This window comes from Halomonas sp. ML-15, from assembly GCF_014779595.1.
Lineage (GTDB): Bacteria > Pseudomonadota > Gammaproteobacteria > Pseudomonadales > Halomonadaceae > Franzmannia.
Map to the genome: position 1 here is coordinate 385,267 of NZ_JACXZT010000002.1, position 13,216 is coordinate 398,482.

At 61.1% G+C, this 13,216-nt stretch carries 10 protein-coding genes; 7 read left to right on the plus strand and 3 right to left on the minus strand.

Annotation, left to right across the window (positions count from 1 at the left end; translation table 11 throughout):
• Nucleotides 1-103 precede the first annotated feature (103 nt).
• From IEI94_RS03425 to purU, 4 genes are all read left to right on the plus strand, one after another.
• Nucleotides 104-445, plus strand: coding sequence for a sarcosine oxidase subunit delta (locus tag IEI94_RS03425; protein ID WP_191165568.1), 342 nt, complete (start codon nt 104-106; stop codon nt 443-445).
• On the plus strand, nt 442-3,486 hold the full coding sequence (locus tag IEI94_RS03430; protein WP_191165570.1) for a sarcosine oxidase subunit alpha: 3,045 nt from the start codon (nt 442-444) through the stop codon (nt 3,484-3,486). The genes IEI94_RS03425 and IEI94_RS03430 overlap by 4 nt, the downstream gene beginning before the upstream one ends.
• On the plus strand, nt 3,479-4,132 hold the full coding sequence (locus IEI94_RS03435) for a sarcosine oxidase subunit gamma (RefSeq protein ID WP_191165572.1): 654 nt from the start codon (nt 3,479-3,481) through the stop codon (nt 4,130-4,132). Before IEI94_RS03430 ends, IEI94_RS03435 begins: the two co-directional genes overlap by 8 nt.
• A 302-nt stretch (nt 4,133-4,434) precedes the next feature.
• Nucleotides 4,435-5,301 carry a formyltetrahydrofolate deformylase gene (purU, locus tag IEI94_RS03440; protein WP_191165574.1) on the plus strand — a complete coding sequence of 289 codons (867 nt, stop codon included), beginning with the start codon at nt 4,435-4,437 and terminating at the stop codon, nt 5,299-5,301.
• 436 nt (nt 5,302-5,737) lie between these two features.
• On the opposite strand, the gene IEI94_RS03445 is transcribed toward purU, so the two are convergent.
• From IEI94_RS03445 to IEI94_RS03455, 3 genes are all read right to left on the minus strand, one after another.
• Nucleotides 5,738-7,933: a TonB-dependent siderophore receptor gene (locus IEI94_RS03445; RefSeq protein WP_191165576.1), complete on the minus strand. Its 2,196-nt coding sequence runs from the start codon at nt 7,931-7,933 to the stop codon at nt 5,738-5,740.
• Nucleotides 7,934-8,205: 272 nt separating this feature from the next.
• Entirely contained in the window at nt 8,206-8,973 is a 768-nt protein-coding gene (locus IEI94_RS03450) for an ABC transporter ATP-binding protein (RefSeq protein WP_191165578.1), read from the minus strand.
• 94 nt (nt 8,974-9,067) lie between these two features.
• A complete protein-coding gene (locus tag IEI94_RS03455) occupies nt 9,068-9,469 on the minus strand; it encodes a hypothetical protein (protein WP_191165580.1) in 402 nt (133 codons plus the stop codon).
• Nucleotides 9,470-9,677: 208 nt separating this feature from the next.
• On the opposite strand from IEI94_RS03455, the gene IEI94_RS03460 reads away from it, so the two are divergent.
• The 3 genes from IEI94_RS03460 (at nt 9,678) to fhuB (ending at nt 13,179) form a co-directional block, all read left to right on the plus strand.
• A complete protein-coding gene (locus IEI94_RS03460; protein ID WP_191165582.1) occupies nt 9,678-9,893 on the plus strand; it encodes a hypothetical protein in 216 nt (71 codons plus the stop codon).
• Nucleotides 9,893-11,026, plus strand: coding sequence for an NAD(P)/FAD-dependent oxidoreductase (locus tag IEI94_RS03465; RefSeq protein ID WP_191165584.1), 1,134 nt, complete (start codon nt 9,893-9,895; stop codon nt 11,024-11,026). The genes IEI94_RS03460 and IEI94_RS03465 overlap by 1 nt, the downstream gene beginning before the upstream one ends.
• A gap of 167 nt (nt 11,027-11,193) precedes the next feature.
• Entirely contained in the window at nt 11,194-13,179 is a 1,986-nt protein-coding gene (gene fhuB / locus IEI94_RS03470) for a Fe(3+)-hydroxamate ABC transporter permease FhuB (protein WP_191165586.1), read from the plus strand.
• The last annotated feature ends 37 nt before the right edge of the window (nt 13,180-13,216 follow it).

The window sequence follows — 13,216 nt, forward strand, 5'->3', positions numbered from 1 at the left end:
GAGAATAGGCGCCCCGACAAATCGTCGTGGACAGGTGCTCGAGATGAGCGCCGGATAAGCTCATCGATGCCGGATTGAGAAAGTCTCTCCAAGGGAGAACCCCATGTTTCAAATCTACTGCCCCTATTGCGAGGAGCTCCGCGAAGAAGAGGAGTTCCACCCCAAGGGCCAGGCCCATATCCTGCGGCCCGCGGACCCCGACGCCTGCACCGATGAGGAGTGGGGCGACTATCTGTTCTTCCGCGACAACCCGCGCGGCATCCATCACGAACTCTGGGTGCACGCCGTCGGCTGTCGCAAGTTCTTCAACATCACCCGGCACACCGTGAGCTACGCGATTCTCGAAACCTACAAGATCGGCGAGCAGCCCAGCGTTACCGCTGAGCCTTCGGTCAGCGAAGCGGCCACCGCTACTGATGATGTCCGCCAAGGAGTCCGCGCATGAACCAGCAAGTGCAGCGCCTCGCCCAGGGCGGGCGCATCGACCGCAGCCGACCGCTCAGCTTCACCTTCAATGGCCAGACCTACCAGGGCTATCACGGTGACACCCTGGCCTCGGCACTGATTGCCAACGGCGTCGATATCGTCAATCGCAGCTTCAAGTACTCGCGGCCGCGGGGCATCGTCGCCGCCGGCGCCGAGGAGCCCAATGCGGTGGTTCAGCTCGGCGCCTCGGAAGCCGCTCAGGTACCTAACGTGCGCGCCACCCAGCAAGCGCTCTACGACGGCCTGGTGGCGCGCAGCACCAACGGCTGGCCGAGCGTGCAGAAGGACCTGATGGGCCTGGTCGGCAAGGTCGGCGGCCACTTCATGCCGCCGGGCTTCTACTACAAGACCTTCATGGCCCCGGCCTCGATGTGGATGACCTACGAGAAGTATATCCGCAAGAGCGCTGGCCTCGGGCGCAGTCCCGCCGAGGCCGACCCGGACATCTATGACCACTTCAATCGCCACTGCGAGGTGCTGGTGATCGGTGCCGGCCCGGCGGGGCTCGCCGCCGCCCTGGCTGCCGCGCGCAGCGGCCTGCGGGTAATCCTCGCCGACGAGCAGGAGGAGATGGGCGGCTCGCTGCTGGATAGTCACGAGATCCTCGACGGCCAGCCGGCGGACCAGTGGGTCGCCGGGGTGCTCGAGGAGCTGGGCGGCATGGCCAATGTCACCCTGCTGCCGCGCACCACCGCCAACGGCTACCACGACCACCACTTCGTCACCCTGCACGAGCGGCGCACCGAGCACCTGGCCGATTGCGCGCCGGCCAGCGCCGAGGGCGCACGCCAGAGCCGGGCGCGACTGCACCGGGTGCGTGCCGGCCAGGTGATACTGGCCACCGGCGCCCACGAGCGACCGCTGGTCTACGCTGGCAACGACGTGCCGGGCAATCTGCTGGCCGGCGCCGTCTCCACCTATATCCGCCGCTATGGCGTGGTGCCAGGCAAACGGCTTGTGCTCTCCACCAGCAATGATCACGCCTACCGCGCGGCCCTCGACTGGCACGCGGCCGGCCATGAGGTAGTGGCCATCGTCGATGCTCGCGAAGCGCCGGATGGCAACCTGGTCGACGCGGCCCGCCAGCGCGGCATCCGCGTGATCACCAGCAGCGCGGTGATCGAGGCCAAGGGCGCCAACCGCGTCTCGGCGGCGCGTGTCGCCAAGATCGATATCGACGGCTTCCGGGTGGCCGGACCAGTGGAGACCCTGGCCTGCGACTGCGTGGCCAGCTCCGGCGGCTACAGCCCAGTGATTCACCTCGCCTCCCACACTGGCGCGCGGCCGACCTGGAACGACGCCCTGCTCGGCTTCGTACCGACTCTGGTCGACGGCGTCCACGCCGCCGGGGGCGCCCAGGGCATCTACTCTCTGGGTGAGGTACTGGCCGACGGTGCCGCGGTTGGCGCCCGCGTCGCCTCGGTGCTTGGCGGTAGCGCCGAGCCGCTGACCCTGCCGGCCTGCGAGGCGATCAGTGAATCGCCGGCCTGCGCGCTCTTTCAGATTCCCCATGAGAAACCGACCCTGCGCGCGCCCAAGCAGTTCGTCGACTTGCAGAACGACGTCACCGCGGCGGCCATCGAACTCGCCACCCGCGAGGGCTTCGAGTCCATCGAGCACGTCAAGCGCTACACCGCCATGGGCTTCGGCACCGATCAAGGCAAGCTCGGCAATATCAACGGCATGGCCATCGCCGCGCGCTGCCTGAAGCGCACCATCCCCGAGGTGGGCACCACCGTATTCCGCCCCAACTACACACCGGTGACCTTTGGCGCCATCGTCGGTCGCCACTGCGGCGAGCTGTTCGACCCCGAGCGCTACACCGCGCTGCACCAGTGGCACGTGGAGAACGGCGCCGAGTTCGAGGACGTCGGCCAGTGGAAGCGTCCCTGGTACTACCCCCGCACGCTGAGCGGCAAGCCGGAGAGCATGCACGAGGCGGTGGCCCGGGAGTGCCGTGCGGTGCGCGAGGGGGTCGGTATCCTCGACGCCTCGACGCTGGGCAAGATCGACATCCAAGGCCCGGACGCCCGCGAGTTCCTGGCCCGCATCTACACCAACAAGTGGGCGAAACTGGCGGTGGGCAAGTGCCGCTACGGCCTGATGTGCAAGGACGACGGCATGGTCACCGACGACGGTGTGACCAGCTGCCTGGCCGATAACCACTTCGTGATGACCACCACCACCGGCGGCGCCGCGGCGATCCTCGAGTGGCTGGAGCTGTGGCACCAGACCGAGTGGCCTGAGCTCGACGTGACCTTTACCTCGGTGACCGACCACTGGGCGACCATGACGATTACCGGGCCCAAGTCGCGTCAGCTGCTCGCCGAGCTGACCGATATCGACCTCGACCGCGACAGCTTCAAGTTCATGGACTGGCGCGAGGGCACGGTGGCCGGGGTGCCGGCGCGGGTCTTCCGTATCTCTTTCACCGGCGAGCTGACCTTCGAGATCAACGTCCAGGCCCACTACGCCATGCACGTCTGGAAGGCGCTGTTCGTCCACGGCGAGAAGTACCAGCTGACGCCTTACGGCACCGAAACCATGCACGTCCTGCGCGCCGAGAAGGGCTTTATCATCGTCGGCCAGGACACCGACGGTTCGGTGACCCCGGAAGACCTCGGCATGCAGTGGTGCGTGGGCTACGACAAGCCGTTCTCGTGGATCGGCAAGCGCGCGCTGACCCGCAGCGACACCGCCCGCCGCGACCGCAAGCAGCTGGTGGGCCTCAAGCCCAAGGACCCCAAGGTAGTGTTGGAGGAGGGCGCGCAGATCGTCTTCGACCCAAACCACGCCATCCCCATGCCGATGGTGGGTCACGTCACCTCGAGCTACTACAGCCCGACCCTGGAGAGCGGCTTCGCTCTGGCGGTGGTCAAGGGCGGCCACGACAGGATGGGCGAGAGCGTCTATCTGCCGATGGTCGACGGCAGCGTCCACGAAGCGGAGATCACCAGCCCGATCTTCATCGATCCCAAGGGAGAGCGTCAGCATGTCTAACTCTGCGATGAGCCGGGTCAACCTCTACGATACCCGCGCCGATCACGCCAGCGTGGCGGCCGAGACACCGCTGGCCTACTCGCTGCAGCGCAGCGGGGCGCCGGCCCCCAGCGCCGCAAGCCGCGTGGTACTGCGCGAGCAGGCGTTTCTCGGCCACCTGATCCTGCGCGGCGGGGCCATCGTGCTCGACGAGGCGCTGCGCGAGGTGCTGGATATCGGCCTGCCGGGCCGTCCCAATACCCTGAGCTGGGATGCCAGCGGCGAGCGCTCCATCCAGTGGCTATCGCCGGACGAGTGGCTGCTGATCGTCCCCGGCGGCGAGGCCTTCGCCGTCGAGCGGCAGCTACGCGAGCGCCTCGGCGATGCCAGCTTCGCTATCGTCGACGTCAGCGGCGGCCAGACGCTGCTCACCCTCGAGGGCGACGCGGTGCCCGAGCTGCTGATGAAGTCGGTGGTCTACGACGTCGACCCGAGCCACTTCGCGGTAGGCAAAGGAGTGACCACGGTATTCGCCAAGGCCACCGTTATCGTGCGCCGCAGTGGCGAGTCGCGCTGGGAGCTGGTGGTGCGCAGAAGCTTCGCCGACTACTGCTACCGCTGGTTGCTGGATGCCGGCGAGGAGTATGCAATAGGGGTAGAGCGCTAGTTGGCAACGCGAACACCGCTATGGTCAGCATAAGCGACAAGGGGCATGCTCAAGCAAACCGTCTACGGCAGGGATGCCGTCGTCGAGCCCCCAGGGATGGGTTCACGGCGTGTTTGCGGAACATTCCCCTTCGTCGCGTAGCGAGGGATGGCGAACTCCAGATGAACAGCGCCTCCTCGTAAGCCTGTCGACGGATCAGTCCTGAGCTATCTGCGATAGCGCTGCTCAATAGTCAATATAAGCGACAATAGGCATGCTCAAGCATACCGTCTGCGGCAGGGATGCCCATCAAGGAGCCCCCAATGAATCACTCATCCGATACCTGGATTCTCGCCGCCCAGTGCCCCAGCCGCCTGGGCACCGTGGACGTGGTCACCCGCTTTCTCAAGGAGCAGCGCTGCTATATCACCGAGCAGCAGTCCTTCGATGATCGCCTCAGCCAGCGCTTCTTCATTCGTACCGCCTTCTTCCCCGAGGCGGCAGGGTTTGACGCCGATACCTTCCAGGCAGAGTTTGCCGCGCGCGCCGCCGAGTTCGACATGAGCTTCGAGCTGGCCTCGCCGGGGCAGCTGACCCCGGTCGTGATCATGGTCTCCAAGGCGGACCACTGCCTCAACGACCTGCTCTATCGCTACCGCACCGGCCAGCTACCGATCGAGATCCGTGCGGTGGTCTCCAACCATCCCGACCTCGAGCCGCTGGCCGCCTGGCACGATCTGCCCTACTACCACTTCCCGATCACCCCGGAGACCAAGGCCGAGCAAGAGGCCAAGGTGTGGCAGGTGGTCGAGGAGAGCGGCGCCGAGCTGGTGATCCTGGCGCGCTACATGCAGGTGCTCTCCAGTGAAATGAGCGAGAAGCTGGCGGGCAAAGCGATCAATATCCACCACTCGCTGCTGCCTGGCTTCAAGGGTGCCAAGCCCTATCACCAGGCTCACGAGAAGGGCGTCAAGCTGGTCGGCGCCACCGCCCACTATATCAACGACGACCTCGACGAAGGGCCGATCATCACCCAGGGCGTGGAACCGGTGACCCATGCCGATACCCCCGACGACCTGGTCGCCAAGGGCCGCGATATCGAGTGCCTGACCCTGGCCCGGGCAGTGGATTACCACGTCGAGCGGCGGGTGTTTCTGAACGACAAGCGCACGGTGGTTTTCGCGCGCTGAGGGGAAGACGAAGCAATAAAAAGACAGGATCTTGGCCGTCCCTGACCAAGCATCCTGTCAACAGTAAGCCACGTTCGAGTTCGCGAGAGCTCGAACGCTGAGTCAGTCGATGATCTTGCGTGACTCGGTCAAATAGACCTCACCGTGCTGTCTTACCCCATCCACGTCCTGGGTTTTAAATCGTCAAAGTGGCTATTGGTGTGCTCGATATACCTGCTATGGCATTCTTGCTAACAAAGTCACCTATTAATATGATGACAAAAACCATAAATACTATATAGAGTGCGGAGTGGTGAAAGCTGTTGGTGCGAAATTTTACAACTGTGCTTGACATAGAGAAGTTTCATGGGAGGGCCGGATATAAGTCTGTAATGTAGACTCAGCTTTCAGTTGAAAATAAAATGGAGGGTATTTGATAATTTTCCATTGTGTCATCTTAGAAGTCATATTTTAGTGTCAAGTTTGCGCTGCGTGGCGCGCCGTATGCCAACTGACTGAACCAAGCACCACTATTGGTGTAATACTTTTCGTCAAATAGATTGTTGATGTTCAACTGGGCGCTTAACTCCGGTGTCATCTGATAATTGGCCATCAGGTGAGCAAGTGCATAACTACCCTGTTTTATTTCTTCGCTGTTCCCCAGCGGGTTGGTTAACCTTGTGTAGTTGGAGCTTTGCCAATTGAAGCCGCCACCGAGGGTTAAATCGTTTAATTTATAGGTAGTGAACAAGGTTGCGGTGCGGCGAGGCTGAGCGGTATTGACTGCTGAACCCTCGGCATCTTCGGCCTGAAACTGTGACCACCCGAACATAAGGTTCCAATCATCGGTGATAGCACCTGATACTTCAAACTCATAACCAATACTGGTGGTGCCTTCCGCAGCATATGAGGCCTGGTTAGTGGTGCCAGGAACCAAATAACCCACATCGGGCTGCGCCAAGTTATCCTGATCGATACGAAATACTGAGATCATGGCGTTCAGGCGCCCTTCAAAATATTCCGCTTTAATGCCGGTCTCATAGTTTTTACCTTCCACTGGATCCAGGTAATTACCATTTCTATCCTGCTCGTCCTGGGGGTTAAAAATATCTGTATAGCTGACATAAGCTGAATAGGTATCATTAATGTCGTAGATTAAGCCAGCATAGGGTGTGACTATTTGGTGGTGATTGAAATCATAGAAGTCACCGTTTGATTTTATGCCTTCGGTATCCCAGTTAGTAATGCGACTACCCAGAATCAGGGTCAGCGGGTCAGCCAGCGATAAGCGTAAAACGCCATAACCACCAAGTTGTTCAGTTTCTTTTCTTGTATGGGGTGTTTTTGGACCCCACTCAGGCTCTGGATAAGAGCCATCCCACTCATAGAAATTTCCGACTGGCGGCGCATTCAGTGGATTCCGCTGTTCGGAGGTAAAGTCCTGCTTACTGTGCATCAGACCTACCGTTACCTCATGGTCACGGCCAGAAAGTGAAAACGGCAGGTTGCCATAAATATCGATATTATCCTGCTTACGCTCGACGTCATACCAAGCTGGCAGCGCACCCATTCCCAGGCCAGTTTGTTTATCAGGAGTGCCGTATAAATAGACTAATGGCAAGTCAGCTTTATTGATGCTTTTGCTATAAGCGGCGTAAATGGATGCGCCGGAATCAAAATTATGCTCGAAGTTTACGAAGTGATTAGTTACTTCAGAGTCCCATCTTGTCCAGTCTGCGCCAACCGTTTTAGAGCGAGACCAATCTGTTCTTTCACCATCACTAAACCAAGCAGGTAAACCGCCCCAGGTTGAACTGGTCGGTTTATTCTGTTGTTGGCTAATACCGACATTCATTACAGTGTTATCTGATAAATCAGCAGCTAAGGTGCCATAGAAAACGGATTTTTCATTTTCCAAACGATCAACGAAAGAACCTTCTTCGAGATAGCTGCCAACGACGCGTCCGCGTACCGTTCCTGCTTCATTTAACGGCGTCGAAATATCCACAGTACCCTGATAGCGATCCCAGCTTCCAGCACTGATAGTGGCATGTCCAGTAAATTCCTCACTATCCGCTTTCTTGCGCACAAGGTTGATCGCAGCCGAAGGATCACCCGCACCGGAAGTCAAACCACTGGCACCGCGAACGACTTCAATACGGTCATAAAGGATAGTATCCATTTGTGATTCTCCAGCGGAATAACCACTTTCCCAAGTCGTTGGTATGCCATCAATCTGATAGTTGTTAATCTCAAATCCACGTGCTGAAAAAACATGTCTTTGGCTGTCTTGCTGGGTTGAAGTGAGGCCCGTCACTGTATTGACCACATCCGTCAGTGATTCCAACTGCATATCATCAATCAGCTGTCGGCTGATCACTGATACTGACTGCGGTGTTTCTCGAATGGATAAGCCTAGCCGCGTCGCGGTATCCATTGAGTCTGTGGTGTATGAGCCTGTTCCTTCAGTCGAGGCATCACGCAGGTACTCGCCGGTTACCTGAAGGGGGGGCAATGTATCGATGGTGTCGTCATTTTCTGCCGCCTGCGTTGTGGCGTCCTGGGCAAGTATGGCGGGCGAGGCCAACAGTGCTGAAGCACAGATATTGGCAATAGCAACAGTGAGGAGAGGCCTGCATAGGGAGGGGGACATCGTTGATCTCCAGTGAAGTTCCCTTGGATGTATTGGCATTTATTGATAATGAGAAATGTTTTTATTAGATTTAGTATACGCATGAAGAGGGCCGGTGCAACTACTCGTTACATCCCGGCCGCTGTCGGTTGGGCTGTCTATGCTGGCAGGAGGATATGCAGGTCTGAGGCAGGGTAAGAATCAGCCCTGCTTATGGCGGTGCTGCAGGAGCAAGCGCCACAGCGTCCACGCGCTCAGGTCACGTCTCTTCACGCGGCACGGTGATAGGGCACCTAACACGCCACGGCGATGCGATGCTCGCCGTTGGGGTGGGGCATCACCTGCATGGGCAGACCGTAGATCGCTTCCAGAGTGTCGTTGGTCATCATCTCCTCGGGGGAGCCGTGGGCGAGCACTCGGCCGCTGTGCAGGGCGAGCAGCTCGTCGCAGTAGCGCGAGGCCATGTTGATGTCGTGGAGCACGATGATCACGCAGAGCTTGAGTTCGTCGCACAGCTTGCGGATCAGTGCCAGCACTTCCATCTGATGAGAGATATCCAGCGCGGCCAGCGGTTCGTCGAGAAGAAGGAAGCGGCTCTCCTGAGCCAGCAGCATGGCCAGCCACACGCGCTGGCGTTCGCCGCCGGAGAGGGTGTCCACCAGACGGTTGGCAAAATCCTCGGTATGGCTGAGTTCGATGGCGCGCTCGACGGCAGCCTTGTCCTCCCGGGTGTGGCGGCCCAGCAGCCCATGCCAGGGGTAGCGCCCGAAGCTGATCAGCTCGCGCCCGATAAGATTCTCGGCGTTCGGTAGGTGCTGGGGCAGATAGGCCACCCGGCGGGCGAACTCGCGTTGGCCCCAGTCACGCACGGGGCGGCCATCTAGCAGCACCTCACCCTGGCTGACCGATTGCTGCTGGGCGAGCAGCCTGATCAGGGTCGATTTCCCCGAGCCGTTATGGCCGATCAAGCCGTAGACCTTGCCCTCTTCGAAACGGTGCTCCACGGGATGCAGCAGGCATTTGCCGTTGATCTCGAAAGTGGCGCCCTTGACCTCGAACATGCTGGATTCCTTGTCTTTATCTACCGTGCTTGACCGGCTCGAGCTCATGGTCGAAGAAACGCATGAGGACAGCGCTGACGTTGGCAGACGGCCGTCACCACCCCAGCCAACCACGCAGCCGCTGGCGAGGAGATGAGGCGGTGGCAGGGGTTCGCTGAGTGCTACTCGAGAGCTGTGCGGTGGCTTCCTTCAACGGCGCCATGATCGCCGAGAGATGGTGCTGGCAGAGCTGGCGGTTGAGAGCAGCGGGGCACTGCGCCATTAGCAGGCCGCAGTGATAGATCGCGGTATCCAGCGGCTGGTTGACCTCTTTGAAGGGCGCTGCCTCCTGGCGGCAGCGCTGCAGCTCACCAAGCAGCATGCGCAGCGTTTGAGCATCCAGCCAGCAGGGCGTGTCGTCTCTCCTCGGCGAGGTGGCGACCGAGTTCAGGATCGCCTGGAAGGAGACGTGCAGAAAAACGCATGTGTAATACAGCTGGGAGCGTTCCGCGTTCATAGGACACCATAGCTTATCTCAATGAGATTGATTTGCATTCTGGTGCTTGGTAGCGGTTATGTCAAATTACAGCGCTTGCTGTGCTGGCGGCTCGGCTGTTGGACCCAACGCTGAGCGGCGGGTATTTTCTTGCTCAGCTTTAGGTATGTTATAACGTAATGATATTTGGGTTGACACTTCCCCTCTGTCGCACTCTGCAGGAGCCAATATGGTCGACCTGATCCCCAACAGCTATGACGAATGGCGCTACTGCATTACCGAAATCTGCGGTATCTCGCTGACTGAATCCTATATTCGCAAGCGTATCAACGCCTTAAACGACCAGCAGGATTTTATGACGGCCCGCTTTATCGAGCTATACGGCGAGGCTCATCATCAGCAGACCCTGGCCTGGTTTGAGCAAGCCCTGGGGGAGGTGGCCTGATGGTGGAGTCCAACGCTTTCGACGTAGATGTCATCATTGTCGGCGCCGGGCCGGCGGGGCTAGGCTGTGCCGCTTTGCTGCGACAGATGCAGTTGCCTCGGGAGCGGCTGCTGGTGTTGGATGCCGGCCAGGTCGGTGCCAGCTTCCACCGCTGGCCTCGGGAAATGCGTTTGATCACGCCGTCGTTTCCGGCCAATGGCTTCCACCAAACCGATCTCAATGCCATTACGCCGGATACCTCCCCGGCGTTTAGCTTGAGGCGGGAGCACCCCACTGGCGTGGAGTATGCCGACTACCTTGGCAAAGTGGTCGACCACTACGATATTCCCGTGGCCACACAAGAAGCGGTGACCGAGGTCTATCCCTTGAAGGAGGGGTTCGAGCTGTACACGGCGCGTCCTCGCCGCCTGCGCTGCCGCTTTGTGATCTGGGCCGGGGGCGAGTATGGCGCCGCGCTGATTCCGACCATTGAGGGGGCCGAGTGGGCTCGCCACAACAGCGAGCTGGGCAGCTACGCAGAGCAAACGGGCGACCACCAAATCATCATTGGCGGTTACGAGAGTGGTATAGACGCCGCGTGGCACTGGGTGGGGGCAGGCAAGTCGGTCACCATGTTGGAGCGTCGTAATGAATGGGAGCACACCTATGACCCCAGCCGTGTGTTAAGTCCGATCTCGCAAGAGCGCTTCGAACAGCTGCGGGACAATCCCCGTTTTGAACTGGCCAGTGGCCGCGAGGTGACCCGCATTGAGCGGCAGGCGTCAGGCTACCGGGTATTTTGCCAAACCGGGGAGCAGTGGTCCGCCATAGACGCGCCGACCCTTTGCACCGGCTTCAATGCCAACCTTGGGCCGGTGGAGTCGCTGTTTCTGTACGATGACGAAGGGGTGCCGTTTACCAATAGCTTTGACGAATCCACTCTGGTGCCTGGCCTGTTTCTGACCGGCTCGCGTCTGGCGTATGGCGATATACTGCTGTGTTTCATCTACAAGTTTCGCGGCCGTTTCCCGGTGGTGTGCGGCACCATTGGGGCCGAGTTGGAGCTGGATGTGGAGGTAATGAGGCATTATCAGCAAGCCGGTATGCTGCTGGATGACTTGAGTTGCTGTGAGGACCAGCAGTGCTTCTGTTAGAGCTGATCGTAGTGCCCGCAGGCGGCCTTCGATGGCTTTCCTACGCGCGCATTCCAATGATAATCGTTTTCAATTAAAGTGTGGGCCGCCTGAATCGTCTTTGTACAGGGGGCAGAACGCATGATCGACGGTAGCTTGCGCCACCAGCAGGAACCGGCACATTGGGCATGACAGGGTATGCGATGCGCAGGGGGGCGCCGGCGCTTGCCTGCTGGCTGTTAAGCCTGCCATTGCTGGTGCTGTTCTGGCTGGGGTTGGAGTCCCAAGGTGGGCTGGGGCTGGGCTTCAAGGCTCTGTGGTCACCCTCGTTCGAGGATATCGACCAGCTACTGCTGCACTATGCGTGGTGGCCAAGACTCTCCATCGCTCTGCTGGCGGGGGGTGGCCTGGCGCTGGCCGGGGTGTTGATGCAGCAGGTGCTGCGCAACCCGCTGGCGTCGCCTACTACGCTGGGGGTGGCCTCGGGGGCCAACCTGGCGCTAATGACGGCGACCCTGCTGGCGCCAGGGCTTCTGGCCATTGGCCGCGAGTGGGTGGCGCTGGCCGGTGGTGCGCTGGCGGTGGGGCTGGTGTTTATGCTGGCCTGGCGGAGGGGCTTGGCGCCGATCGTGGTGGTGCTGGCCGGATTGGTGGTGAACCTCTACCTGGGGGCGCTGGCCACGGCGCTGCTGCTATTCAATCACGAGGCGCTGTCGGGGCTGTTGATCTGGGGCGCCGGCTCACTGGCTCAGAACGGCTGGGACGGCGTGGCGATTCTCTGGCCGCGGCTGGCCATTAGCTGCGTGCTGGCCTGGTTCCTGCTGCGACCTTTGGCGGTGCTGGAGCTGGACGATGCCAGTGCCAAGAGCCTGGGGGTGTCGCTCACCTATCTGCGCTTTGCGGGCATGGGGCTGGCGGTATTCATCACCGGCAGCATCGTCAGCGTGGTGGGCATTATCGGCTTTATCGGCCTGGCGGCGCCCAATATCGTGCGCATGGCGGGGGCGCGTCGCCTTGGCGAGCGGCTGCTATGGGGCACGCTGCTGGGAGCCGTGCTGCTGGCCACCACCGATCTGCTGCTGCAGAACTTCAGCGGCCTGGTGCCGATGCTGATCCCTACCGGCGCGGTGACCGGTGCGCTGGGGGCGCCGCTGTTGATGTGGCTGATCCCGCGCCTGAAGATGCACGGCAACAAGGCGCCCCAGCCCTCGGCCGTGACCGCGAGCCGCCACCCCGCCCCGCCCCGACTGGCGACGCAACTGGCCATCGGCCTGTTGCTGGCCATCGCCCTGGGGCTGCTGCTGGGGCAGGGGGTGAATGGCTGGTACTGGCTGTCGCCAGACAACTGGAGCGTTATGCAGTGGCGGCTGCCCCGGGTGGTGGCGGCGGCCGCCAGCGGCCTGATGCTGGCGGTGGCGGGCACGCTGCTGCAGCGCCTCTCGGCCAACCCCATGGCCAGCCCCGAGGTGTTGGGGATTAGCGGCGGCTGTGCCATCGCCTTGATCCTGGGGATCTTCCTGCTACCGGCGCCGACCAGCGGCATGCTGGTGGGTGTAGGCACGTTGGGCGCCTTGGCCACCTTGCTGATTCTGGTCGCGCTCAACCGCCGCAGCGGTTACGTCCCCGAGCGCCTGCTGCTTACCGGGGTGGCGGTGACGGCGCTGTTCGATGCAGTGCGCAGCGTGATGCTGGCGGGGGGAGACCCACGCGGGCAGCAGGTGATCGCCTGGCTGGCGGGCTCCACCTACTACGTCGATCTGACCAGTGCTCTGGTGGTGGGGACGCTGGCCGCGGTGCTGACGTTGTGCACGTTGCCGCTGACCCGCTGGCTGGACATCCTGCCGCTGGGCGCGCCCACCACGCTGGCGCTGGGCATTGCCCTCAATCGCGCTCGCCTGGTGCTGTTGCTGCTGGTGGCCCTGCTCACGGCCTGCGCCACCTTGGTGGTGGGGCCGCTCTCCTTCGTTGGGCTGCTGGCGCCGCATATGGCCAAGCTGCTGGGGCTGTCGCGGGCCCACCATCACCTGCTGGGTGCGGCGCTGGTGGGCATGCTGCTGATGGTGCTGGCCGACTGGCTGGGTCGCCAGGTGATCTTCCCCTATGACATGCCGGCCGGGCTGGTCGCGTCGCTGATTGGCGGTGCCTATTTCATGTGGGGGCTGCGCAGGCTGTGATGGTGGGCCGCTCCCGCTCAGCCTGAGATGCAGATGT

Excerpts from the sequence above, each read along its gene's own strand:
- IEI94_RS03425 (WP_191165568.1), top strand. The coding sequence starts at position 104 with ATGTTTCAAATCTACTGCCCCTATTGCGAGGAGCTCCGCGAAGAAGAG.
- IEI94_RS03430 (WP_191165570.1), top strand. The coding sequence starts at position 442 with ATGAACCAGCAAGTGCAGCGCCTCGCCCAGGGCGGGCGCATCGACCGC.
- IEI94_RS03435 (WP_191165572.1), top strand. The coding sequence starts at position 3,479 with ATGTCTAACTCTGCGATGAGCCGGGTCAACCTCTACGATACCCGCGCC.
- purU (WP_191165574.1), top strand. The coding sequence starts at position 4,435 with ATGAATCACTCATCCGATACCTGGATTCTCGCCGCCCAGTGCCCCAGC.
- IEI94_RS03445 (WP_191165576.1), bottom strand. The coding sequence starts at position 7,933 with ATGTCCCCCTCCCTATGCAGGCCTCTCCTCACTGTTGCTATTGCCAAT.
- IEI94_RS03450 (WP_191165578.1), bottom strand. The coding sequence starts at position 8,973 with ATGTTCGAGGTCAAGGGCGCCACTTTCGAGATCAACGGCAAATGCCTG.
- IEI94_RS03455 (WP_191165580.1), bottom strand. The coding sequence starts at position 9,469 with ATGAACGCGGAACGCTCCCAGCTGTATTACACATGCGTTTTTCTGCAC.
- IEI94_RS03460 (WP_191165582.1), top strand. The coding sequence starts at position 9,678 with ATGGTCGACCTGATCCCCAACAGCTATGACGAATGGCGCTACTGCATT.
- IEI94_RS03465 (WP_191165584.1), top strand. The coding sequence starts at position 9,893 with ATGGTGGAGTCCAACGCTTTCGACGTAGATGTCATCATTGTCGGCGCC.
- fhuB (WP_191165586.1), top strand. The coding sequence starts at position 11,194 with ATGACAGGGTATGCGATGCGCAGGGGGGCGCCGGCGCTTGCCTGCTGG.